This window comes from Pseudonocardia sp. CA-142604 (assembly GCF_050948475.1).
GTDB lineage: Bacteria > Actinomycetota > Actinomycetes > Mycobacteriales > Pseudonocardiaceae > Pseudonocardia > Pseudonocardia alaniniphila.
Map to the genome: position 1 here is coordinate 1703012 of NZ_CP192045.1, position 23473 is coordinate 1726484.

The 23473-nt window shown below is 69.9% G+C and carries 17 protein-coding genes and 1 pseudogene; 6 read left to right on the forward strand and 12 right to left on the reverse strand.

The features are described 5' to 3' along the window. Window positions 1-26 precede the first annotated feature (26 nt). Window positions 27-695, reverse strand: a complete 669-nt coding sequence (locus ACQPZQ_RS07805) for a nitroreductase family protein (protein WP_433293522.1) — start codon at window positions 693-695, stop codon at window positions 27-29. A 22-nt stretch (window positions 696-717) separates the two neighbouring features. Further along, complete coding sequence (locus ACQPZQ_RS07810) at window positions 718-1401, reverse strand: TetR/AcrR family transcriptional regulator (RefSeq protein ID WP_433293524.1); 684 nt, start codon at window positions 1399-1401, stop codon at window positions 718-720. A gap of 211 nt (window positions 1402-1612) precedes the next feature. Between ACQPZQ_RS07810 and ACQPZQ_RS07815 the strand changes: the two genes are divergently transcribed. Beyond that, on the forward strand, window positions 1613-2440 hold the full coding sequence (locus ACQPZQ_RS07815; protein ID WP_433293526.1) for an alpha/beta hydrolase fold domain-containing protein: 828 nt from the start codon (window positions 1613-1615) through the stop codon (window positions 2438-2440). A 99-nt stretch (window positions 2441-2539) separates the two neighbouring features. Beyond that, the gene (locus ACQPZQ_RS07820) at window positions 2540-3118 is read left to right on the forward strand and encodes a DsbA family oxidoreductase (RefSeq protein ID WP_433293528.1); all 579 of its coding nucleotides are present in this window, start codon (window positions 2540-2542) and stop codon (window positions 3116-3118) included. A 20-nt stretch (window positions 3119-3138) separates the two neighbouring features. Here ACQPZQ_RS07820 and ACQPZQ_RS07825 read toward each other — a convergent pair whose 3' ends face one another. From ACQPZQ_RS07825 to ACQPZQ_RS07835, 3 genes and pseudogenes are all read right to left on the reverse strand, one after another. After that, window positions 3139-3456, reverse strand: a complete 318-nt coding sequence (locus ACQPZQ_RS07825; RefSeq protein ID WP_433293530.1) for a helix-turn-helix domain-containing protein — start codon at window positions 3454-3456, stop codon at window positions 3139-3141. Beyond that, a pseudogene (locus ACQPZQ_RS07830) lies at window positions 3453-3988 on the reverse strand (type II toxin-antitoxin system RelE/ParE family toxin). The gene ACQPZQ_RS07825 and the pseudogene ACQPZQ_RS07830 overlap by 4 nt, the downstream one beginning before the upstream one ends. 44 nt (window positions 3989-4032) lie before the next feature. Beyond that, window positions 4033-4743: a class I SAM-dependent methyltransferase gene (locus tag ACQPZQ_RS07835; RefSeq protein ID WP_433293532.1), complete on the reverse strand. Its 711-nt coding sequence runs from the start codon at window positions 4741-4743 to the stop codon at window positions 4033-4035. Window positions 4744-4891: 148 nt separating this feature from the next. Here ACQPZQ_RS07835 and ACQPZQ_RS07840 point away from each other — a divergent pair, with 148 nt between their 5' ends. From ACQPZQ_RS07840 to ACQPZQ_RS07850, 3 genes are all read left to right on the forward strand, one after another. Next, window positions 4892-9007, forward strand: coding sequence for a trypsin-like peptidase domain-containing protein (locus ACQPZQ_RS07840; RefSeq protein WP_433293534.1), 4116 nt, complete (start codon window positions 4892-4894; stop codon window positions 9005-9007). Window positions 9008-9091: 84 nt separating this feature from the next. Continuing rightward, window positions 9092-9259 carry a hypothetical protein gene (locus tag ACQPZQ_RS07845; protein WP_433293536.1) on the forward strand — a complete coding sequence of 56 codons (168 nt, stop codon included), beginning with the start codon at window positions 9092-9094 and terminating at the stop codon, window positions 9257-9259. A gap of 93 nt (window positions 9260-9352) precedes the next feature. After that, on the forward strand, window positions 9353-9724 hold the full coding sequence (locus ACQPZQ_RS07850; protein ID WP_433293538.1) for a trypco2 family protein: 372 nt from the start codon (window positions 9353-9355) through the stop codon (window positions 9722-9724). Between the two features lie 17 nt (window positions 9725-9741). On the opposite strand, the gene ACQPZQ_RS07855 is transcribed toward ACQPZQ_RS07850, so the two are convergent. Further along, on the reverse strand, window positions 9742-11133 hold the full coding sequence (locus ACQPZQ_RS07855; protein ID WP_433293540.1) for a Rieske 2Fe-2S domain-containing protein: 1392 nt from the start codon (window positions 11131-11133) through the stop codon (window positions 9742-9744). A 568-nt stretch (window positions 11134-11701) separates the two neighbouring features. Here ACQPZQ_RS07855 and ACQPZQ_RS07860 point away from each other — a divergent pair. Next, entirely contained in the window at window positions 11702-13195 is a 1494-nt protein-coding gene (locus tag ACQPZQ_RS07860) for an ABC transporter substrate-binding protein (protein ID WP_433293543.1), read from the forward strand. Window positions 13196-13389: 194 nt separating this feature from the next. Here the strand turns inward: ACQPZQ_RS07860 and ACQPZQ_RS07865 are convergent, their stop codons facing one another. From ACQPZQ_RS07865 to ACQPZQ_RS07890, 6 genes are read right to left on the reverse strand one after another with little or no spacing between them, the layout of a single operon-like run. Then, entirely contained in the window at window positions 13390-14385 is a 996-nt protein-coding gene (locus tag ACQPZQ_RS07865; protein ID WP_433293545.1) for a phosphotransferase enzyme family protein, read from the reverse strand. Further along, a complete protein-coding gene (locus ACQPZQ_RS07870) occupies window positions 14382-15410 on the reverse strand; it encodes a phosphotransferase family protein (protein WP_433293547.1) in 1029 nt (342 codons plus the stop codon). Before ACQPZQ_RS07870 ends, ACQPZQ_RS07865 begins: the two co-directional genes overlap by 4 nt. Beyond that, on the reverse strand, window positions 15407-16600 hold the full coding sequence (locus tag ACQPZQ_RS07875; RefSeq protein ID WP_433293550.1) for a phosphotransferase: 1194 nt from the start codon (window positions 16598-16600) through the stop codon (window positions 15407-15409). The genes ACQPZQ_RS07870 and ACQPZQ_RS07875 overlap by 4 nt, the downstream gene beginning before the upstream one ends. 13 nt (window positions 16601-16613) lie before the next feature. Beyond that, window positions 16614-18524, reverse strand: a complete 1911-nt coding sequence (locus ACQPZQ_RS07880; protein ID WP_433293552.1) for an ABC transporter ATP-binding protein — start codon at window positions 18522-18524, stop codon at window positions 16614-16616. Beyond that, window positions 18521-19546: a phosphotransferase gene (locus ACQPZQ_RS07885; RefSeq protein ID WP_433293554.1), complete on the reverse strand. Its 1026-nt coding sequence runs from the start codon at window positions 19544-19546 to the stop codon at window positions 18521-18523. Before ACQPZQ_RS07885 ends, ACQPZQ_RS07880 begins: the two co-directional genes overlap by 4 nt. Beyond that, entirely contained in the window at window positions 19543-22986 is a 3444-nt protein-coding gene (locus ACQPZQ_RS07890) for a glycogen/starch synthase (protein ID WP_433293556.1), read from the reverse strand. The genes ACQPZQ_RS07885 and ACQPZQ_RS07890 overlap by 4 nt, the downstream gene beginning before the upstream one ends. Window positions 22987-23473: the final 487 nt, after the last annotated feature.

A 23473-nucleotide genomic window follows, 5' to 3' on the forward strand; every position in this document is an offset into this window, starting at 1 on the left:
AGCGAACGGTGGCAAGGAGGCCGACCTCAGGCGGACGATTCGCCGGGCCAGAGCGGGAAAGGGACGGCGACGCCGAAGTCCTGACCCCAGCGGTTCCGGCTGCTGACCTCCTGCACGGGGCGCCGGTTCGCGGCCACTCCCCAGCGTCCACGCGGGTAGCCGAGCGCGAGCATCGCGGTCATTCGCCAGCCCGCCTCGGTGGGCACCTCGAGCAACTGCATCACTCGTTCTGCCTCGTAGCGCAGCACGGTGGTGATGGTGCCGCCGACGCCTTCCGCGCGTGCGGCGAGCAGGGCGCTCCAGATGGCGGGGTAGATGTTCGCGCCGCCGTGGTCGTCGATCGCGAACACGAACAGCAGCAGGGGAATCTCGGCGAAGTGGTCGGTGAAGTAATCCCCGGATGCCGTGATCCGGCGCATGGTCTCGGCATGCGCTTCCGGGTCGTGCAGCGGCTGCGCGAGCTCACCGGCGGCGATGTCGGCGTACTCACGGGCTCGGGAGCTGCGGTAGATGGCCGCGAGCTCGGCTTTCGTGGCCGGATCGTCGACGGCGAGGAAGTGCCAGCGCTGGGTGTTGCCGCCGTTGGGCGCCCGGATCGCGGCATCGAGGATCCGGGCCTGGGTCTCCAACGGAATCGGATCGGGGTGCAGGCGGCGCATCATCCGCGTGGTGTACAGCGCCTCGTGAACATCCATCCCGACCCTCCCGCCTGAGAGATCACCGTGTGCGTTTGTCCGTGGCGCTTCTTCGCCGTTCGGCAGCGGTCTTCTTTGCGATCAACGGCCAGAGCGTGGCGACAACCGTCTCGGGCATCTCTTTCGTATTCTCGCCGCGATAGAAGGCGCCGAAATAGCCGCCGAAGCACATCGTGGCGATGGTGTGCTTGTCGATCTCATCATGGACGGCGCCGCGTTCCTGGAGTTGCGACAGCACGTTCTCGACGAGCATGACGCGTGGTTCGACGGCCTGCCTGCGCAGGATCTCGAGCAGTTCCGGGGTGTGGATCGCCTCGCTGGCGAAATTGCCCATGAGCACCATGGCGTTCGGGTTGAAGTACGCGGGATCGAGTCGGCGGACGGCCTCGACGAGGGCTTCCCGTGGCTCCATCCGGCTCAGATCGAGAGCGTATGTGTCGCGCTCCTGGCGGAAGCCGTAGTCCAGCGCGTCGACGACCAGTTCGAACTTGGTGCTCCACCGCCGGTAGAGCGTGGGGCGGCTGACGTTGGCGTCGGCCGCGATGTCGCCGATGGTCATTTGCGAGTAGCCGTCGCGGACGAGGCGGTCACGAGTGGCCTGGATGATCGCCTCGTCGAGCGCGGCGTCGCGTGGCCGGCCGCCGGTACGGGGCCCGTCGGAGCCGGAGTCGGCGTGCTCGTTCGACGCTGCGCGCGCTCGGACCATGAAACCACCTCGTGGACGGTGCCAATGGCCGGACTATATCCGAGTCGTTACAGGGAATGGCTGTTACGTTTTGAATTACAGTCATTGCTTGTAACGGAATCAGGGGCACGTCGGCGATGAAAGTCACTGGTGGTGATCGCACCACTTGTGAGCCGGTCACGGCGTTCGCCACGTTCTACCATTCCGACGTGTCGCGGCGGGTGGATTCGGCATGAGCAGTGGAGCGAGCGCGGTCACGATCGAGCGGGACCTGGCCTACGCGACCGTCGATGGGGCAGAGCTGTGTCTCGATATCTACCGTCCTGCCGAGCCGGGCGCGCCGGTCGTCGTGTACGTGCACGGCGGCGGGTGGACCAGGGGCGACAAAGGCGCTGACGGTGACAAGCGGCTGGCCCCGCTGGCCGCCCACGGCGTGACCGTTGTCTCGATCGACTACCGCCTGGCACCACGAGCGGTGTTCCCGCAGCAACTGCACGACCTCAAGGGGGCCGTCCGATGGCTGCGCACCCACGGGACGCGCCTCGGGCTGGCCACCGAGCGGCTCGGCGTCTGGGGTGCTTCCGCGGGGGCATATCTGGGGTCGCTGCTGGCTCTGTCGGAGGGTGACAGCGCGCTGGAGGGCGAGGTCGGCGGAAACGTCGAACAGTCCAGCGCGGTGCAAGCGGTGGTGCACTGGTTCGGCCAAGCGGATCTGGAGGCGTCGGCGTCGCGCAGCGAGCTGGAGGCGCGCATCCTGCCGTTCCGCTTCGAGGCGGACCTGCTGGGCACGACCGATCCCGCGGAGCTGGCCGAACGGGCGCGGGGACTCAGCCTGCTCTCACGGGTATCGCCGCAGGCTCCGCCGTTCCTGATCGCCCACGGCGACCGCGACCGGATCGTGCCTCCGTCGGAGGGCCTGTCGCTGCACAACGCGCTCGGCCGTGCCGGCGCACGGTGCCGCTTCGAGCTCCTGGCCGGCGCCGGGCACGAGGACGCGGAGTTCGACAGCCCCGCCATGCTCGCATCGACGGCCGCGTGGTTGCGAGCGATGCTGGGCTGACTCCGGGGCAGGTCGGCCTGCGCCGTACGGGACTAACACGAGTGCAGATTCCGTTACACATGACGACTGTATTGAATCTGCCTCTCGTGAGGAGAACGAATGCCCGTCGAGCACTGGTTCGACGTCATCTGCCCGTATTGCTACATCGCCCAGGACCGCAACCGGATCCTTCGTGAGCACGGGCTCCGTGTGGTCGAGCACGCGCTGCAGATCCACCCCGAGATCGGCCCCGGTGGCACTCCGGCCGGACCGCGCTCGGGCCCGTCCTACGAGTTCCTCGCCCGTGAGGCCGAGGCCGCAGGCCTCCCACTGCGGTGGACGGACCGCATCCCGTACTCACGTCCTGCGCTGGCCGCGTTCGAATGGCTCGACACGACCAACCCCGAGGTAGGCGAACGGTTCGCCTCGGCGGTGTTCGCCGCGTACTTCGCCGACGGCCTGGACATCGAGTCCCTCGACCTTCTCGTCGGTCTGGCCGAAGAGGCCGGAGGCGACGCGGATGCGCTTCGCGCCGCATTGGCTTCGACGGAGGCGAACGACGCGCTGACCCGGTCGGAGGTCCTCGCCCACCAGAACGCCGTCGTCGGCACACCCACTTGGATCGCCGGCGGCCAGCGGGTCTCCGGGCTGCGCCCCCGGCAGTGGTTCGACGACTGGGCCGCCGCGCTCACCCGCTGAGCCGGCTCCAGCGCGTCCAGCTAGGCGATGGCGGTGATGTCTCCGTCATCGAAGTAGATCGCCTGGTGAAGCCGGCCACCCAGCGCGGTGGCATAGCGTGCCACAACGTCCTGTCCGGAGACCTTGCCGCGTTCGATCTGCGATATCCGACCCTTGCTCACGCCCATGCGGTCAGCGACTTGCTGCTGCGTCAAGCCCCGGGAGCGGCGCACCTCAGCGAGGCGGTGCCCGATCACTTCGGCCAGCATCTCGCGCTTTCCCGCTTCGACCGCGGCCTCCCCGCCCGCCCGGGCGACGTGCTCGGCGCGGATCTCGTTCCAGGCTGTGTAGCCGGTCACCGTCGTTCTTCCTCCTCCTGGACTCGCTCCTTGAGGTAACGCTCGTAGCGCTGTTCGGCGAGCGGGATCGCTTCGCCGTACCACTCCTTCCAACGGCCGGACTTGTCGCCGGCGACAAGCAGGATGCTGGCCCGCCATGGGTCGAAGGCGAACAAGATCCGAACACTGCCGGCCGCAACTCCTTGAGGTTGGCAACTGATGACCCGTGGACCGTGTCGACCAGCGGCCGGCCCAAGCCGGGGCCGACGTCGGACAAGGTGTCGATCGCCTGCACGACCCTGGCATGTGTTGTGGCGTCAAGGGAGTCAATCCAGTCACGTACCTCGTTCACGACGTAGACCTGCCACTCTCTGGGCACCACTGGTGGAGTATACCGATCGCTATACTCGACAGCCAGCGGCGAGGGAGTCGCCCTTGCCGTGAGCTGACGGCTCGTGGGACCGACGCGACCATCCGCTCGGAAGATGGCTGAATTGTGCCCGCGCCTCAAGTGATCAGGGGTGATTGTCCGACGTGGTCGATCGAGGCGCACATCCGTCTGTCAGCGGATGACCTTGCCCCGATCGACCTGCCTCGTCAGATCCGGCGCGCTCGGGCGAGCCACGCGGGGAGGTCGACCACGTCGCCGACGGGACGGTCGAGGGCGGCGGCGTGGGTGTCGTGGACGATGACGCCGCGGTACGTGCTGGGTTGCAGGTCTTCCACGACCCATCCGTCCCCGAACGCCTCCCGGATCACCGTGTCGCTGATCTGAGGTCCGAAGCCCGGACCGGTGTCGGACAACGCGAGGACGTGCACTCGCGCGTCCGGGCGGCAGGCGCGGTGCAGACTGCGCACGTATCGGGCGCGTTCCTCAGGGCCGAAGATGTGGAACAACGCGCTGTCGACGACCGTGTCGTAGGCCTGCTCAGGGACCAGCGCGAGCGCGTCGGCGACCTCGAAGCGGGCGGTGACGCCGTGCTGGACGGCGTTGGCGCGGGCCTGTTCGATCGCGTGTTCCGAGGAGTCGATCCCGACGACGTCGTAGCCGAGCCGAGTGAGGTGGATGGTGTGCTCGCCGGTGCCGCAGCCGGGATCGAGCACCCGTCCGCGGATTCCTCCGCTGCTCTCCAGGGTGACGATCGCCGGTTGCGGTTCGCCGATCACCCATGGCGCGGTGTGGGTCAGGTACGCCTCGTCGAAGGTGCGTCGTGGCGGTGTCGTCCCGCCTGGTGCCGGCGCGTCGGCAACGTCCTGTGGCGTGATGTGTCCGGCGGGGTTGCTGTGCTCGTCCTCGGTCAAACTCATGAGGCGACCGTAAAAGCTGAAGCGCAGTGCAGGTCAAGAGCCGGTGCCGATGCGGGAGGCGAAGCGTGTGCCGACTGCGCAGACTCGTTCTCCCTGACCGGGTGTAGCCGGTAGGTTGCGGGCCGTCCCGTTGCGAGGAGTTCGTCTCGTGTCCGCCGAGTCCACCGACCATGCGATCGGCATCGATCCGCGCCAGATCGCGGAGGTGCTCGTCGCCCTGCCCGGCGGCGCGGCGCGGCGGGGGTCGGGCTATCGGGTCGGCGCATCCGCGGTGCTGACCGCCGCGCATGTCGTGGCCGGGGCCGAGTCCGTCCGCGTCCGGTTCGATGCCGACCGGCCGGGGGAGTGGTGCACGCAGGCGCGGCGGGTCGTGGCCGACACGCAGTCGGACGTCGCCGCGATCGTCATCGATCCGCCGCCGAGGTCCCCGTTCACCGCACCCGGATTCGGTCATGTCGAGGACGCGGCGAACGAGCTCATGGTTCATGCGGTCGGCTTCCCGCGGTTCAAGCTCAAGGCCTACGAGCAGCCGGGCGCCCATGGTGTCTACCGCGACTCACACCAGGCCACCGGCACCGTGGCGGCACTGTCGAATCGCCGCTCGGGGACCTTCGAGGTGACTGTCCGGCCACCCGAGCGGGATCCGGACCCGATGGTCTCGCCCTGGGAGGGCATGTCCGGGGCGGCCCTGTGGGCCGGTGGCCGGATCATCGGCGTGGTCACCGACCATCATCGGTCCGACGGCCTCGCCCGGCTCGCCGCCACCCGCCTCGACGGCCTCGTCCAGCGGGCGAGCGAGGACTGCGAACCAGCTGTGATCGAGCTCCTTGCGGTCCTCGGCCTGCCGTCGGTGCCCCAGGAACTGCCGGGCGTCGACGCCCTGCCGGTGCCGGGTCACCTCGTGACGTCGTACCACCACCAGGTCGATGACATCGCACCGGACCGGCTGCTGGGACGGGAGGCCGAGCTCGCCGAGCTGATGACGTTCGCCGCGGGCGAGGAGTCCTACGGCTGGTGGCAGGCGGAGGCGTGGGCAGGCAAGACGGCCTTGATGGCGTGGTTCGCCCTGCACCCACCGCCGGACGTCGACGTGGTCGCGTTCTTCGTGGCGTCCGCGCTCGCGGGCCAGTCGGACAGCGAGGCCTTCCTCGAGGCGACGTCGGAGCAGCTGACGTTCCTCTCAGGACAACCGCCGGGCGCGCCGTCGACCACAGCGGCGCGGCGCCGCAACCTGCTCCCGTTGCTGGAGAGCGCAGCGCACCGCTGCCGCGACATCGGCCGTCGGCTCGTGCTCGTGGTCGACGGGCTGGACGAGGACACCAGCGCCGAGAACGACAAGGCGAGCATCGCCTCCTTGCTGCCCCGCCGTCCGCCCGACGGTGTGCGCGTGGTCGTCACGAGCAGGCCGGACCGGCAGCTCCCTCTGGACGTGCCAGCGGACCACCCGCTGCACCGCTGTCATCGGCGACTCCTGCGAGTGTCGCCCCACGCGCACCACGACGAGGTCTTCGCGCGACGTGAGCTCCGTGAACGCCTCCGTGCCGGCGCCCTGTCCGAGGATCTACTGGGCTTGATCACCGCGTCCGGCGGCGGTATCGGTCGCGACGACCTCGCGGAGCTCACCAACTCCTCCCCGTTCGCAATCGATGAGCTCCTCCGTGGAACGTTCGGCCACACCGTCGGGACGCGGGTGCAGCGGCTTGCCGGGTCGGAAGGGAGTGCAGGCGAGAGGCGGGGCTACCTCCTGGGTCACCGCACGCTGCGAGAGATCGCCGAGCGCGAGTTCGGCGCCCGGCTCAGCCGCTACCGGCAACGGGTGCATGCATGGGCCGACAATTACCGCCGCGACAGCTGGCCGAAGGACACCCCGCTGTACCTGCTGCGCGACTACCCGCGAATGCTCGCGATGGTCGGCGACGCCGCACGACTCACCGCGCTCGCCGCCGACGCGGACCGCCACGATCGGATGCTGGACATCACCGGCGGTGACGCGCTCGCGCTCGACGAAATCGCCCTTGCCCAGTCGGTCAACCGGTGCACGGGCGACCCGGACCTCGTCGCCGCTGCGCTCCTCGCCGTGCACCGCGAGGAGCTGATCCGCCGCAACACGGAGATCCCGGTGCGGCTGCCGGCGGTATGGGCGTCGATCGGCCGGCTCACGCGCGCGGAGGCGCTGGCGCGCGGTATCCCACGGCCCGGCAAGCGCGCCGCTGCCCTGGCCGGGGCGGCTGTCGCCGCCGCGGCCACCGGTCGTGTCGCACAGGCCGAGCAGCTCGCTGCCGGGATCGACGATCCCGAACAGCGGAACTTGGCGCTCGCGGGCGTCGCTGTGGCGACAGCCCCGCACGACGTGGACCGAGCGGTACGCATCGCGCGGCGGATGGAGGGGGAACGTCGGGACTCCGCGCTCGTCCGGATCGCCTCCGCAGTGGCGTTCTCCGACCCGGAGCGGGCAACGGACCTCGTTGCACACATCGCCGCCTCGCCGCATGCCGTGAACGCCCGTGTCGCGACGGCGGTAGCGGCTGTCGCCGCAGGCGATGTCGCCCGCGCGGAGTCCACCCTCGATGAGATCGAGCCGGCGTCTCGCCGGGTCAGGGCGTGGGCTGCGCTCGCTGTCGCCCTCGCTGCCGCGGGTCGCATCGACGATGCCGAGCTCATCGCGCAGCACGTACGCCGCTCCGGGGTGCGGGTGCAGCTCCTTGCCGATCTCATGCGGGCCGCCGCCGACCACCGCGACGACGCGGCACTCCAGCGATTCCTCGTCGAACTGCGGCAGGCCGCCCGTGGCGCGGCGCATCAGGGCGATGCCATCGAGGTCCTGATCGAGGTCTGTGGTGTCCTGCGACGGTGCGGCCGCGCCGAAGATGCAGCAGCGCTCGACGCCGACGCCGAGTACCTCACGACCCAGCTCGCCGACCCTGACCAGCGGGAATGGGCCGCGATGCGGCTCGCGATGGCCCGGGCGGGGGCGGGCGACCCCCGGGCGGCGGACGCGCTGATCGAACGACTCCCCGATCCTGACCGGGTGGCGAAGGCCCTCACCTCGATCGCCCTCACCGCCGCGCGCGACGGCCGGTTGGACCGGGCGGAGGCCACGATCCGCCGGATTCCTGCCGGACGGCACCGGATGCACGCGCTGGCCGACGTCGCGGCGGCCGGCGCGGAGGCCGGCAAGGAGGTGCGCGCGTCCGTGCACGCCGCCGAGGTGGAGCGCATGGCGCGCCGGACGAGCGATCCGCGCCGGCTCGCGATGCTGGCGGCGCGGGTGGCCGAAGGCCTCACCACCGTCGGCGACCGTGACGCTGCACGGCGGCTCGCGGAGCGGATCAGCGACTTCACTCAGCGCGGAACGGTGCTGACGCGAGTGGCCGAGGCCTGCGCCGAGTCGGGGGACGTCGCTACCGCCGAGGAGATCGCCGGGGCCTTGTCCGAACCCGAGCGGCGCACCTGGGTGCTGGTGAGCATCTGCAGGGCGCACGGTGCGGCAGGCAGACGACGAGAGGCGATCGAGGCGGCGTCGGCCGCGACCGCGGGGCTGGAACGGATCAACGACCGGTACTCCCGAGTGGTCGCCCTCATCCGGCTCTACCGCGCGCTCCGTGCAGTCGGTGCGGATCGAGATGCCGAGCGCGTGCTCGCGGTGGCCGGCCTCGTGCTCGACGACATCGCCGACGCGAGCCAGCGGGCGCGAGCGCTGGCCCAGCTGGCGATCGCTGCCGCCGATGCCGGGGATCGGTCCCGGGCCGACGATCTCGACAAACAGTTCGAGGATGCTCTCGCACTCCTCGACGGAGGGCGGCGCGACCGCGTCCTCGCGCGGAGGGCCCAGATGCTCGCGGAGGCGGGGCGTGCCGGGCAGGCTGCCGAGATCGCCGTCGTGATCGTCGATCCTGCGCGCCGGGTGCGGGCGCTGGCCGCTGCTGCCGGCGCCACGCGCGATGGGGACCGGGCGTGGGCGCTGCTGAGCCGCGCCGAGGCCGACCTCGAACTCATCGGCGATCCCGACGACCGTGCAGGGGCGCTGGGGCGGCTCGCAGGCTCGGTCGTCGCCGTCCTACGAGCGGGCGACGCGTCCGGCCCGGCCGATCAGCGGCGCACCTGGCTGCGGAAGCTCGTCGCCGAGCTGCTCGTCTCGGATGCGTGGATCGAGGTCGTGCCCGTGATTGCGTGGCTCGATCGCGCCGCGTTCGACGCCGTGGTGGCGTGGCTCTCGGCCCGGGTCGGAGTGCTCGAGGACGACGAACCGAATCTCGCAACTTAATTCTTTGCAAAGTCGTGAACATCACGGCAGCACCCTGCGTGTAGGTTGCGACGGAACCGATCACACCCTGAGAGGAGGCCCGCCGTGCAGCGCTCCGGTTACCGAGCCATCGCCTTGATCCACAACATCGTGGCGGTGCCCCCGTGGGGCATCGCGGAGTCGGAGAACGACGTACTGATGGACGTCGCAGTGTCCAAGCACTGCCGCGACCGGGCGTCACGACCGCGCATGAGGATGGGCTCCAAGCCGTGACAGGCGGATCGCCATCCTAGATCGGGTCGCGAAGCCCGATGACCGGTGGCGATCCGATCACGTCGAACGGAAACGATGGTTGGCCCTGCGTCGATGACACGGCGTGACCCGGGCACGCCCGTCGTCGGGCTGTCGATCGACATGAGGGAGACGGACGGAATGGCACTGGCGCTGGCCGAAGTTGTCGCGAACCTGCGGGCTGAGCTCGAGGAGGCGATGCGCGCCGGGAAGGACGAGGAACTGCGCTTCGAGCTGGGGCCGGTGGAGCTGGAGCTCACCGTCGGTATCGACAAGGAGGCCAAGCCCGGCGCGAAGGTCAAGTTCTGGGTCCTGGAGTTGGGAGCGGAGACGAAGCTCGGCTCCACCTCGACGCAACGGATCAAGCTCGTTCTCGACCCGCGCCGTGCAACCGAGCCCGACCGGCGACCGATGATCTCCGGCACGGAGGTGCCGGGCGAGCGGTAGGGGTAAAGGGCTCACCCCTAGTCGCCTTCGGACTGCCCTCCCACCACGTGAATCGCCGCCTCCGCCTCTCGGACGACGGGGTCGTCCTCGGTGCCCAGGTAGTGCCAGTCCTCGCCGTCCTCCAAGATCTTGTCCGCTCCCCGTAGCTTCGTGAAGTCGTTGCCAGGTTCGGCGAGAGCGGGCGGCAGGGTGCCGTCAGCCACCAGTTGCTTGGCCGACCGGATGAGCTGCGAGCGCATCCTGATGATCGCCTTGTCGATCGTTCCGAGACGCTCCTGGGAGCGGTCGTAGATCGGTCCCATCGACTCGGTGACCATCAGATCCTGGCTGACGAAGTCGCGAATCCCGCTGAACGTCTCGTCGCGCTGGTTCTCACGGTCGATCTTGTAGTCGTTCTCGGCCACGTAGTCGCGCGGGCTGATTCCGCCGCCGCTGCGCCGCGCGAAGGGTGTCTCGAACGGGCTGAGGTCGTGTAGCGGTGCACCGCCGTAGCCCTGCGGATTCGAGGGGATCGACACGTTGAACGTGTAGCGCCAGCAGTTGTGGTCGTCGATCGGTACGACCATCAGGTGCCGCCGGTTGAACGGAACGGCCGCGATGATGGTGCTGTACGGCACGATGTACTCGGTGATCCGGACGTTCGTGTGCCCGTTCGGGGTGGTGCGCAGGCCCGCGTAACGGAAGCCGTACCAGGTGTCCAGTACCTCGAGCCGCGGCGCGCGGTCGTGGATCCAGAACTTCCAGGTGCTGGCGTTGGAGGGGTAACCGGGCTTGTCGGTGCCGTCGTCGGGTATGTCGGCCGCCGCGTTGAACATGTGCAGCCAGGAGATGTGGGCGGTGTCGACGTTGCCCTCCATCGTCTGAACCCAGTTGCACGAGGAGCGCAGCTTGGCCGCGCGGTGATACTCGGCAGGGAGCGACTCCGTGCCGAAGTCGCGAAACGGCGTCATTGTGTCGGCGCGGCCCATGTAGGTCCACACCACGCCACCCGACTCGTGCACTGGATACGACTTGGCCTTGACCCGCTCCTTGAAGCTGCTCGTCGGCGGCTCCGAGGGCATGTCGATGCAGTTGCCGTCTACATCGAACTGCCACCCGTGGTACGGGCACCGCAGGCCGCACGTTTCATCGCCCGGCGTTCGGGGGTCGCTGGTGGCGCCCTCGTTACGACCGAAGTACAAGGACGCGCCACGGTGCGGACAGTTCTCCTGGATCAGGCCCACGCGCCCGTTCAGATCGCGGAAGGCCACCAGGTTCTCGCACAGCAGCCGTACGCGGACCGGATCGCAGCCAGGCGACGGAAGTTCGCTCGAGAGAAGAGCGGGAGTCCAGTAGCGCCGCAGGAGCTCTCCCATCGGCGTGCCGGGCCCGACGCGCGTCAGGATATCGTTGTCCTGCTGGGACAGCATTGTCCGACCTCCACATTGCAGCGATGGCCTCGACCTGAATACTCCGCGGAACGCCCATGCCGGACCCATTCGAGAAGGCCTCGCTGGCGCCCTCCTGGAAACGGTGGTCGCTGGCTGGTGGCGACGATACCGGACACACGTGCTCCGGCTGAAATTCGGATTGTTTCTACTTGGACATAAGGATTGTCGATGCTTGCGTCGACCGAGTTCGGTGGACGGCGTGGTCTGGTTCCTGCTCCAGGTCTGCTGCTGCCAGGAGGGGGCGATCCGGCCGACTAGCCATCAGTGATTGTTATGCCTGGGTATAAGAAGTAGTTGTTTCCCGTTGTGATCATTTCTCGATACTTTCAGGATTGCAGTCAGTCAATGCGCCCCACGTGAGTCCCGTTCTTCCCGCAGCGCGGCGGGTCGTCGAGAGCCCGCACCCGAGGTAAGGGAGCAGTGCGGAGTGATTCGACGTCGACGAATGTACTGCTGCATCCTGGCCGTATTCGTCCTGATCGGGATCGTGGCATCATGCGGCACCGCGCCGAACCGGGACGGCGGGCCCGACCAGGCGCTCGTCGCGGTGAACCCGTTCGGTGGCGATCCGGGCGCGGAAGGAACACCGCAGCGCGGCGGCACCCTCCTGGTCGGGATGAGCAGTGAGATCACGAGCTTCGACCCCACGGTGTTCAGCGGCAACGTGGCGGCGACCGCTGTGTACGACTCGCTGCTGAGGCTGGGTCCCGATGGCAAGCCGCAGCCTGAACTGGCGCAGTCCATGGAGAGCCCTGACGGCGGGCGCACGTGGCGTATGGGGCTTCGTCCCGGGGTGAGGTTCCAGGACGGGACCGACTTCGACGCGAACGCTGTGGTGATCAACGTGCAGCGACACATCGACTCCATCTCGTCGCCGGCACATGCACACACTGAACGGATCAAGTCGATGTCGGTGGTCGACCCGCTGACTGTCGAGTTCAACTTGACCGAGCCGATGGGGGAGTTTCCGACGGTCTTCGCGCTGGCGTTCACGCAAGGAACGCTCGGGATGATCATCTCGCCGGCGGCGCTGGAGAAGTACGGCGCTGAAATCGGTCGGCATCCGATCGGTGCCGGCCCGTTCACGTTCGAGGAATGGATCCCGGACTCCCGTATCACCTTCGTCCGTAACGATGACTACTGGCAGGCCGATCTGCCCTACCTCGATGGAATCGAGTTCCGGCCGCTCCCGGATACCGACTCCCGTTTCGCCTCGATGATCAACGGGGACGTCGATCTCATATCCGCCGGCTATCACGAGGAGTTGAGCCGGGCGCTCGCCGACCCGGACCTCGAGGTCTACTACGGCCCCGGGGACGGTGGTGAGCTCCTTCGGTTCAACCACACCAAGCCGCCGTTCGACGATCACCGCATGCGCGAGGCCGTCCTCCGGGCGATCGATCCGAAGGCCTTGAGTGCCACCGCCTACCGGGGTCAGATGGTGTCTGCGGACAGTCTGTTCGCCGCTGGCAGTCCCTACCACACCCAGGCGGCGTCGGATGCCTGGCCGCGCTTCGATCCGGCTGTGGCGCGGCAGCTCGTCGAGGCCTACCGCGCGGACGGCGGCAACCCGAACTTCACGTTCAAGGTTGCGAATGACCGGGTCTCGTTCGCCGAGTTCGTACAGGCACAAATGAAGACGGTCGGCATCGACGTGGACATCCAGATCTACGACCCCGCGCAGTATGCCACCGCGCTCATGCGGAGCGGCGACTTTCAACTGGCGTTCAGTCTGGGACCGGTCGACTCGCTCTACCCGGGTGTTGCGCGCTTGCTGCGCACCGACGGTACAGCCAACCATGGCAAGTATTCGAACCCCGAAGTCGATCGGTTGCTGGACCGGGCGATGCTCACGACCGACCCGGAGGAGCGTGCTGAGGCGTACAGGCAAGTGGAGCTGATTTCCGGCCGCGACCTCGCCGTCGGCTGGTTCAGCCGCGGCTACGCGTCGACGATCACCAGGCCTGAAGTCAACGGAGTGTCCCGTTATCTGAACCTGGCCATCTGGTTCGACCGCATGTGGATCGATCGGCATCAATGACTCTGAGGAGGTTCCGGCCGGCTACGACGAATCGGCGTCGAGGATGCCGTGTTGTCCCGTGTCGGGGAGCGACGCCGCGAACGGCACGAACCGGTCCGGCACAGCGATGGCGGCTCGCCGCGAGTAGGTGTACACCCGCGGCGAGCCGTATCGATCGCACCGCGTTGCCCGGCCTGCCCGGCCGTCCCGCGTCCTCAGGTCACGACCTTGCGGCAGACGGCCGCCACGGCATCGCGGTGTTCATCCAGCCAGGCCAGCCGGCTGTCCTCCAGGCGGATCTTGATGTGGTCGTTCTCCGACAAGGGCTCGCCGTGGACGACCCGGAGGCGTCGCCCGAGACTGCGCTTGAGCCGCTTGGCCTCCAGCAGCAAGGGCAGGGCCGTGATCTCGGCCGTGGTGGGGCGCACCTCGCGGCCGTAGGCGCCCAGCAGTTCGGCGACCCTGTCGAGGTCGAGCGCCACCTTGTGGTCGGCCTCGCCGAGGCGGGTGTACACCTTGCCGACGTCGTGGACGGCGACGGCAAGGTCGAGCACTCGCACGTCGGGGTGGGCGCTGTCGAAGTCCAGCACCCCCGCGACCTGCTCGCCGTCGAAGATCAGGCTGCTGCGCCGCGCCCCGCCGTGCACGGTCACCCTGGGCAGATCCGGGAGCACGGCGGTCAGGCGCTCGACCACGCGTGCCGCCCGAGCGTGCAGCCCGGGCTCCAGGTCGCCTGCGTCGACCCGCCTGCGCAGCTCGGAGAGCAAGATCGGCTCCCGGGCTGCGACAGGCTGATCCGCGATCAGTCGGTGGTACCACCCCAGCGTTCGGCCCAGGGCTTGCAGGTGCGCAGGCGAGCCGTCATCGAACGGGGTGCCCTCGACGCCGCGGGTCACGACCCACAACCGGCCGGCGATCTCCACGTGGTCGGCGCCCGTACTCGCGGGAACGATCTCCGGAGCCGGGAACCCCCGGCTCCGGAGCAGCCGCATCAGCGTCAGCTGGGCGAGAAGTTCCTCACGTGGCTTGGAACGGTACGAGCGCCTCAGGTAGTGGACGCCGTCCCGGGCGTACAGGCGCAGGTGCTCGTTCTTGCCGCCCGGGACGCGCTCGAGCGCCGTCCAGCCTCCGAGCGGCCACATGCCGGCGAGCTCGTCCAGCGGATGCTCCTGCCCGGTGCGGTCCAGCATGCGGTCGGCGGGCAGCGTCATGCCCCCGCCCGCCCGTCCGCGATCCGCTGGAACTCGTCGCGGTAGAGCTGGAACTCCGTGTTCCCGCCGTTCCGCCAGTCGGCCTCCCCGGTCTTGATCTTGCGGTTGAGGCTGTGGAAGACGTAGCGCGCCCAGTGGAAGCGCAGGTTGCGCAGCGGCATGTCGCCGAGGGCAGCGCGGTAGGCGTCGAGGAACGCGGCGCACGGCGCGTCGGCCCTCCCGACGTCACCGGTCGCCGAGTGCACGCCGAGGCGCAGCCGGTGGAGGAACTCCGCCACGTCGCGAGCGGGGTCGGCCGGGGCGCTGCGGTCCAGGTCGATGACCGTCACGACGTCCTCGGTGAGGAAGACGTGGATCGGCCGGTACTGCCCGTGACTCTGGGCCAGGATGCCGTCCGTGGTGTCCCGGGTGAGGGCGTCGAGCCGCTCGAGCATGCCCAAGGCGGAGTCGATGTAGCCGGGGTGGTCGACAGCCACCTTGGACAGACGCTTGGCCAGGCTGGTGAGCTCCCCGGTGACCAGCAGCGACTGCTGGGCTCCGACCCGCAGCTCCGAACCGTGCAGCCGCGCCAACCACGACCCGGCGCGTGCGCAGGCCCTGGTCAGCTCCTCGCCGCCCCCACCGAGCAGCTCCGAGAGCGGCCTGCCCGGCGCTCCCTGGCACAGGAGGACCTTCTCCTCGCCGTACCAGGCAAGAGGCTCGACCGCCTGGTAGGGGGAGCCGGCTCCCAGCCCGGCGGCGCGCAGCGCCTGCAGCTTCGCGTGGACGGCGGGGCCATCGTCGAAGGGGAAGAGCTTGGCGAAGACCGGCGCGCCGCCGTCGAGCTCGACCTGCACGGTCGCGGCCCCCGTACCGTCCAGCTGGATCACCTTCGTCGTCCACGTCCCGCCGGTGGCAGGCGGCCCCGAGCGCAGGTGCGGCCGGACGTACCGGTCGAGGAACTCCGGGGTGCACGCGCGTGCGGCGCGATCGACCTGGCGCTCCTTCACCTGGCGGCTCTGCGTGCGGCTTTCGGTGCGGTTCATGCGTTCTCCGTCAGGGTGAAAGGGTTGTCGGACAGCCAGCGCATCCGGGCGCACTCCCGCTCCAGCACCAGCGCGAACTTCACGGCGTCCTTCGGCTGCTGGGGGATCGTCGCCTGCTTCGCCAGCAGGTTGTCGCACTTCTTCGCGATCTTGATCAGTCGCTGGGCCTGGAAGACCTCCGGCATCGCGGCGAGGTCCGCCTCCGCCAGCGGGGCCTGGCTGCGGTAGTGGTGGAGGAAGGTCCGGCACATGTCCGGGTCGATGCCGACCCCGGTACGCCGCACCGGGCCGCCGCGGCAGAACGCCTTCAGCGCGTAGGCCAGGTCCAGCCCCAGGAGGTCTTGCGCGGCCCGGTCGAAGTCGAGCACCCCGGTGAGGCGGCCTTCGCTGAGCAACACCGCGGACCGCCCGTAGGACGCGTGGATCACCAGGGACGTCAGTTCCCCTTGGCGCTCCCCGAGCTCGACGTTCAGGTGCTCCATCCGGTCGGCGATGAACCGGGCGTCCTCGCGCAGCACCGCCCCGGCGTCGCGCGGCAGGAGCGGCGTCGCCACCTCGACAGCCGAGTTCAGGTTCTCCTGCCCGCTCCGGCCGAGGGAGGCCAGAGCCACGGAGCTGCGCTCTCCCGAGCTCGTCAGCTCGGAGACGATGGCGTGGTATCGGCCGAGACCCTTGGCCACCTCGGCCAGGTGCGCGGGGTCGTCGTAGCCGACGCCGGGCATCAGCTGCATCACCATGTGCAGGACGCCGTCGACCTGCACGAGGATCGCGCCGTCACGGGTGCGGTGCACGGGCGGCGCGGGGTAGCCGTGGCCCCGCAGGTGGTCGATGAGCGCGCACTCGAACTCCGCTGCCTCCACCGTCTTCAGGTTGTGCGAGCGGCGCAGCACGACGTCGCCTGCGTCGGTGCGGACGAACCAGCTGGTGTTCGAGCTGCCCTTGTCCGTGCGGCGCCACGTGTGCCAGCGGCCCAGGTCGTAGGCCGCCTCCAGCACAGCGAAGAGGTGACCCTCGTCGACCGCAGCACACGGCAGCCTGCCGCCCTGGCGGTGGACCGGGCTGCGCAGCAGCAGCTGGGGGGTCGGTGCGGCGACCGGCTCCGTGACGCCGGAGACGGCCGCGAGGACACTCCCGACGGATCCGGTGGATCTGGCCTCCGGGTCGTTCGGCGCTGTCCCGAGCGCTGTCATGGTGCGACTCCCATCAGGTGGGTGAGGGCTGGGCGGGTTCGGTCTCGAGCTGACGGGCGGAGCGGTGCTCGTAGCTCGTCTCTTCGTCGTGCAGAGCGGTGGAGGGACCGGTGAGTCCCTGGAGCCGGCACATCTCGGTGTAGAGGCCGCCTGCGGCGATCAGCTGGTGGTGCTTGCCTCGCTCCACGACCCGGCCTGCGTCGAGGACGACGATGTCGTCCGCGGTCATCGCGGCCGCCATCCGGTGGGTGATGATCACCGTCGTGCGGCCGGAGCTGACCTGCTGCAGGGCACGCAGCACGGCGTCCTCGGATCGGGCGTCGAGACCGGTCGTCGGCTCGTCGAGCACGAGCACGCGGCAGTCCTGCAGCACCGCGCGTGCCAGCGCCAGCCGTTGCCGCTGTCCTCCGGACAACGTCGCGCCGCGTTCGGCCAGGACGGTGTCGTAGCCGTCGGGCAACGCCATCACGAAGTCGTGGGCCTGGGCCACGCGGGCGGCGTGCTCGATCTCGGCGGCGGACGCGCCGGGGCGCGCGTACGCGATGTTCTCCCGAACGGACGCCCGGAACAGCATCGCCTCCTGCGGAACCAGCCCGACCTGGGCGTGCAGGCTGTCGCTCGTGAGGTCGCGCAGGTCCGCGTCGTCCAGGAGGACCCGGCCGCTGGTGGGGTCCTGCAGGCGGCACAGCAGGGCGGCGATGGTCGACTTGCCCGCGCCTGTGGGTCCGACGACCGCGAGGGTGGTGCCCACAGGCACGGTCAGGTCGACCTCCCGCAGGACGGGACGGCCCGGGGCGTAGGCGAAACCGACCCCCTCGAGGGCGATGCTGTCACGCGGCGGGCCGGCCACCCGGGCATCGGGCCGGTCCACGATGGCCGGAGAGCGCTTGAGGGTGTCGGCGATCCGCGCCGCGCGGACGCCGGCGCGGGTCAGCTGCGCCGGCAGCTTCGACAGCGCGCGGGTGGGGCCGAAGAAGTCACGCAGGTAGGACGTGAAGATCACCAGGTCGCCCGGGGTGAGGGCGCCCGCCAGCACGCGCTGGGCCCCGAGCCCGACGAGGCCCGCGACGGCCACGGCCACCACCGCGTCGACCGCGCCGCCGAAGAAGGTGCTGGTGCGAGCGGTGCGGAGCACGGCCGCAACGGAGTCGTCGGAGCGGCCCCGGAAACGCCGGGACTCGTGCTCCTCCCGGCCGGTGGCCTTGATCAGCTTGACCGCGACCAGCGACTCCTGTGCCACCGCGGCGAGGTCGCCCTCGACCTCGCGGGCGTTCTCTTCCACGGCCCGGATGCGCGCCCGGAAGCTGGCGACCGTCAGCATGAGCAGGGGCAGGACCAGCAGAAGCGCCAGACTGAGCTGCCAGTCCAGCACCAGCAGCACGCCCACCATGCTGAGGAGCGTCAGCGCGTTGGTCGATGCGTCGACGAGCGTGCTGGTGAGCAGCCCCCGGACCTTGTCGACGTCTCCGGTGAGACGCGTGGTCAGCTCACCGGTCGGCGTCCGCTCGTGGTAGCTGAGGGACAGCCGCTGCAGGTGGTCGTACAGCCGCGTGCGGATGGCGGCGGCCACGCGCTCGCCGACGAAGGTGAGGGCGTAGGAGCGTGCGGCGCCGACGACGGAATCCAGGAGCGCCACGCCGGCCAGGGCCACGACGATGAGAAGCAGGACGCTCTGCACGTCCGGACGGACCGGGCCGCCGCCGGGCAGCAGCACCTCGTCGAAGAGGTATTTCAGCGGCCACGGCTTGAGCAGAGCGACACCCGTCCCGGCGACGGCGAGCAGCCCGGCCAGCACGCATCCGGGCCACTGGGGTCGCAGGAACGGCCCGAAGGTCCGCACGATCGTGCGGGCGGGCATCACGGTCACGGAGGAGGTGCCCGAGTGCCGCGGAGCGGGGTCGGGCTCGGAGTCGGTTCCGCTCACGGGCGCTCGCCGTCCAGCGCGGCGTCGACGGCGGCTTCCCAGGCGTCGAGCCACTCCGGCACGAACGACGTGCTCCCCACCGGGCGGACCACGAGGCGGTAGAAGAGGACCTCGGCGAAGGTGCGGGCCACGTACGCGTGGGCGGAGCGGACGGCACCCGGGTCGCCGCCGGCCGCGATGTAGCCGCGCAGGAACGCCTCCACCCAGGACGCGGCAGCGCCGAGGTGCCCGTGCCGGGAGGCGCCCATGGTCAGGGTCTGCCCGATGAAGTGGCCCAGGTCGCGCGCCGCGGGTGCGTAGGCCGCCCGGTCGAAGTCGATGACCACGATCCGGCGGCGGTCCAGGTGGATGTTCTTCGGCTGGAAGTCCCCGTGGGTCACCACCCGGGGGCCGTCGGCCCGGGCCAGCCCTGCGAGGGTGCCCGCGGTGAGCAGGTCCAGCCGGGCGGATGATCCCGGCAGCTCTGCGGCCAGCGCTACGGCGTACTCGGCGAGCTTGAGCTGCTCGAAGTCCTCCGCCAGGTGCGGCACGTCCGCGCCTCGGACGGTATGCAGGCGGGCGAGCCAACGTCCGGCCCGCCCGGCCTCGGGCGCCGCCGACGCGGGGTCACCGTCCAGCAAGGAGTGCAGGGTCGTGGACGGCGCCTCTTCCTGAGCGAGCAGCTGCCGGGTCGGGTCGAAGCCGAACGGAGCGGGGACCTGCAGTTCGGGGTCGTCGAAGCCGACGTGGCGCAGGCGGGACAGCAACCGCCATGCCGCCTCGCCCCCGCCCTTGAGATAGCCCTTGCCGATCACCGCCAGCGGCGACGACGGGCCGGTCCCGGAGTGCAGGGCGACGGTCCACCGCACCACCGGGCGGCTGCGGGAGGCGTGCACGACCGAGCGCATGAGCACCTCCACCCGGGCGGCGGGCAGGGCATCCAGCGGGGGAGGGGCGTTCAGCATCGACTCGGCGATCGCGAGCCGCTCGGCCTTGCGGGCATTGCCCCCCGTGTCGGCCATCGCGCCGGTTCCGGCGCTCACCGCGAGGCTCCCGCCGGGACGAGGTCCGTCAGCTGGGCGAGTCGCTCACGCCGGGCTTGCACTGCCTGACCGGCCTCCTCGTCGTCGATGTCGCCGACGCCGAGGAGCAGATGGAACGATCGCGTCTCGGCGCGCAGGTGGACGAGTACGCCGTGCCCCGGTTCCGGACGGGTGGGCCTGCACCAGGCGGTGTCCTCGTCGGAGGCCAGGGCAACCCAGGCCGTGACGTCGCCGTTGCGCGCTCCGCGCAGGTTCCGCTCTCCGCGGCGCTCCAGGTCGGCGGCACCGTGGCGGAGCAGCCGGTAGTAGTCCGGCGACAGGCACGTCTCGACGGTGACCCCGGATGCGGCTGCGGGTAGGTCGTAGCCCACCAGCAGCGACGTGCTCCCGTCGTCGATGACGATCCTCTTGCGGAGCCCGTACAGCGGGCTGTCCTCCTGCACGTTCTCCAGCTCCACCGTGACGGACCCGTCCTCCGGGTGGACGGTGACCTCGTGGCGGTCGTGGACACCGCCCTCGTCGGCGAGGCCGCCGGGATGGTTGGACGGTTCGTCCATGTAGCGGTTCAACTCCTCCTGGCGATTCCAGTCGTCGGTCGGATTTCCGATCACGAGGGCGCCGCCGTCCCGGCCGCAGCAGGCCAGGTAGACCAGGCGCCCCCCGAACGTCGGGGCGAACACGGCGAACAGGTGCTCGTTGCGCATGACCAGCTCGTCCGTGCCGTCGTCGTCGATGTCGGTCAGCTCCACCTCGAGCGGGCGATCGGACCGGGCGAACCATTGAGCGGCGGTCACCAGCACGGTGGCCGCGCGCGCATGGCTGGCCACCGCCTTGGCCCAGGCCGCGGGTGGGCGTCCCGGGTGGTCGGTGTCGTGCCACGCCGTCTCGTAACCCGAGGCCAGTAGGTGCTTCCAGGCGAGTGCGGTGAGCCGTGGCTCGGCGCCGGCGCTCTCCGCCCGGCTGACGGCCTCTCGTGCCCGGACGAGGTGCTCGCGGTACGGACGCCAGGCCTCGTCGTTGTCCCAGCCCCGGTAGTCCTCACCCGCGTGCCAGTCCTGCGCGAGCTCCACGAAGGTGCCGCGCTCGACGACGCGGACACCGGGGATCCGCCGCCGTCCCTGCAGCCAGTTCCGCAGTGACACCGGGGCCAGGTTCGGCTGGGCGGCGAGCCAGCGCAGGAAATGCTCGTACCGGCCCAGGGCGCTGGGGTGCCACGGCCCCACCCCGGCAGCCCTCTCCATGTCGTCCGCGTAGACGAGCACCGTGTCGTCACCGGGAGCTGTGGGGAGTTCGGCCGTGCGGCACAGGCTGCGCCAATGAGCGTTGTCCTCCGGGGGGATCCAGTAGCGCAGGCGCGTCGACATCGGCACGACCTGCAGGCCGTGGCCGCCTGCGATGCGGTACGGCCGCAGTGCGTCGGCAGGCGGAGGGGTGGCCGGGTCGGCGCTGTCGAAGTCCGCCCGGTCGCTGGTCGCGTAGTCGCCGCCCGTCGGGTAGAGCACCCGGTCGTCGAGCAGGACGTACTGATACCCGCCGTTGGGCAGCTCCGGGTCGGTCAGCACGTCGGAGACGCGCTCGGTGTCCCAGACCCGCTCCGGGACCCAGCAGATCTCCATCTCCTCCGGGCCGCATCCGAGGTGCCGCCGGTACAGCCAGAGCAGCTCACGCAGCTGGCGGCGGTTGAACTCGGGGTCGAATGCGGTGAGGACGTTCTCCGCGTACGTACCGCCGATGAGCGAGAGCAACCCGACGTCCCGCAGGCGGCGGACGTCGTCGAGGAACTGGGGGTAGTGCCAGGCGGCCGCCTCGATCAGGGTCCCGGACAGGTGCAGGTTGACGGGGATGCGGTACTTCTCGTGCAGTCGAAGGAGAGCGGCGTAGCCGGTCATGAGCGACGTCAGGCCCTCCCGGTCCGGATAGCCGTCGGTGACCAGGAACTGGTTGGCGTGGTGGACCAGCGCCAGCGGCAGGGCGCTCGAGCGGGGCCTCGGGATGTCGGGCGATGCCGCTCCGGGACGCTCTGCGGATCGGCGCGCGCGCACGGCTTGCCGATACATGGCGAGGTACTCCAGGGCGGGTGCCCGCCACGAGAAGTCCGCTGCCATCGCCCGCTGCTGCAGGCGCTGCCACTCCGCGGGCCGTCCGTAGACCGCGAGCGCGGTGTCCACCGCCGCGAGCATCGACGCGACCCGGCGGTGGGCGAAGACGAAACCGAGCCCCGTGGCCGGGTCGGAGGCGTAGTCGCGCACCGTGTCGGCCAGCCCGCCGGTGCGCCGGACGACGGGGATCGTGCCGTACCGCAGGGCGATCAGCGGAGTCAGGCCGCACGGCTCGAAGACGGACGGGGCCAGGAACAGGTCCGAGCCCGCGTATACCTGCCGGGCGAGCCCTTCCTCCGCGGTCGGGTGGTAGGACACGCTGCCGGGGAGCCGGCGCGCGGCCGCCTGCAGTTCACGCCGGTAGCGGGGCGCCCCCTCTCCCATCACGACCACCTGAGCGCCGCGGTCCACGATCTGGTCCAGCGCCGAGGAGAGCAGGCCGACACCCTTCTGCGGCACCAGCCGGGCGACCATGCCGAGCAGCGGGCGGTCCGGCGCGATCTCGAGGTCGCTGAGCTTCTGCAGGACCTCCTTGTTCGCCCGCTTGCCGACCACGAAGGAACCGTCGTACTGGGTGTCGATCCAGGGGTCGTGCTCGGGAGTGAACTCCGCGTAGTCGATGCCGTTGAGAATTCCCCGGACGGCCTTACCCCGGGAGCGCAGGAGCCCGTCGACCCCGGCTCCCTGCGCCGGCGTGAGGATCTCCTGCATGTAGCGGGGACTGACGGTGTTGACCCGGTCTGCGAAGGCGATGCCCCGCTGGAGCAGGGTGCCGGCCGGGGGGAGGCCGATCAGCTGGTCGGTGGCCACGCCGACCTGCCCCTGGTAGGCGATGTTGTGGATGGTGAAGACGACGCCCGTGCGATCGAGGGCGCGCCGGTGGGGACCCTGGCGGGCCTCCTGGGCGACCAGGCCGCAGTGCCAGTCGTTGCAGTGGATGACGTCGGGGCGCCACGAGTCCTGCGCCGCCAGGGCGGTGACCGCCTTGGAGAAGAGCACGAAGGGCAGCACGTCGTCGTCCTGGTACCCATACGGAGTTGCCCGGTCGAACCACTCCCGGACGCTGAGCGTGAACACCTCGACGCCGTCGAGGCCGGTCAGGCGCTTCACCACGATCTGCTCTGCGACCTGGCCGAACGGGACCTCGAACGTCGTCACCGGGGTTCCCTCGAGCCCGCCGTATCCGGGGATCACCAGGCGGACGTCCAGGCCCGACTCCGCCAGCGCCTTCGGCAGTGCACCGCTGACGTCGGCCAGCCCACCGACCTTCACGAATGGGTAGGCCTCAGCGCTGGCGAACAGCACCCGCTGCGGTTCGGACGGCGCTGGGTCTTCTTCCACTGCTCGTCTCCTTCTTCGGGTACAGCTGCGCCCCACGGCAGTGGGATCGCATCTGCCCGCGTCGATGCATGGCTACGGCTCGCCGATCCATCGGGGCGGAGCGGTGCCCACCCCCGCGACGGCACGGGGGCACCCAGCCCAGGGAAGACGGCGACTGAACGTCAGAAAAATCTTTGCGGAACGGAGAGTTGCGAAATTACTGATCCAGCAGGTCCAGCTCCAGTGCTTGCTGAACGAATCCCTCAACCGGGGACGTCCATCCCCTGAAAGTTGGGTAAATTCTTGCTGAACCAGACATTGCGAAGTTACTGATCCGGCAGGCCCGGCTCCAGTGTCGGATCAACGAATCCCTCAATTGGGGTCGGCGTCCTCGAAGGAGCGACGGCATCGTGTGAGGCCCGTGAGGATGGCTACGAACGCCGCCGTCGTACCGATCCGGATGCCACGCCTCCGCAACGGGTTCACCGGTCCTGATGCGCTTGCCCGG

Bases quoted from the DNA above. Each gene is read 5' to 3' on its own strand.
- ACQPZQ_RS07820 (WP_433293528.1), top strand. From the start codon at position 2,540: ATGCCCGTCGAGCACTGGTTCGACGTCATCTGCCCGTATTGCTACATC.
- ACQPZQ_RS07815 (WP_433293526.1), top strand. From the start codon at position 1,613: ATGAGCAGTGGAGCGAGCGCGGTCACGATCGAGCGGGACCTGGCCTAC.
- ACQPZQ_RS07870 (WP_433293547.1), bottom strand. From the start codon at position 15,410: ATGAACCGCACCGAAAGCCGCACGCAGAGCCGCCAGGTGAAGGAGCGC.
- ACQPZQ_RS07810 (WP_433293524.1), bottom strand. From the start codon at position 1,401: ATGGTCCGAGCGCGCGCAGCGTCGAACGAGCACGCCGACTCCGGCTCC.
- ACQPZQ_RS07835 (WP_433293532.1), bottom strand. From the start codon at position 4,743: ATGAGTTTGACCGAGGACGAGCACAGCAACCCCGCCGGACACATCACG.
- ACQPZQ_RS07850 (WP_433293538.1), top strand. From the start codon at position 9,353: ATGACACGGCGTGACCCGGGCACGCCCGTCGTCGGGCTGTCGATCGAC.
- ACQPZQ_RS07855 (WP_433293540.1), bottom strand. From the start codon at position 11,133: ATGCTGTCCCAGCAGGACAACGATATCCTGACGCGCGTCGGGCCCGGC.
- ACQPZQ_RS07865 (WP_433293545.1), bottom strand. From the start codon at position 14,385: ATGACGCTGCCCGCCGACCGCATGCTGGACCGCACCGGGCAGGAGCAT.
- ACQPZQ_RS07805 (WP_433293522.1), bottom strand. From the start codon at position 695: ATGGATGTTCACGAGGCGCTGTACACCACGCGGATGATGCGCCGCCTG.
- ACQPZQ_RS07875 (WP_433293550.1), bottom strand. From the start codon at position 16,600: ATGACAGCGCTCGGGACAGCGCCGAACGACCCGGAGGCCAGATCCACC.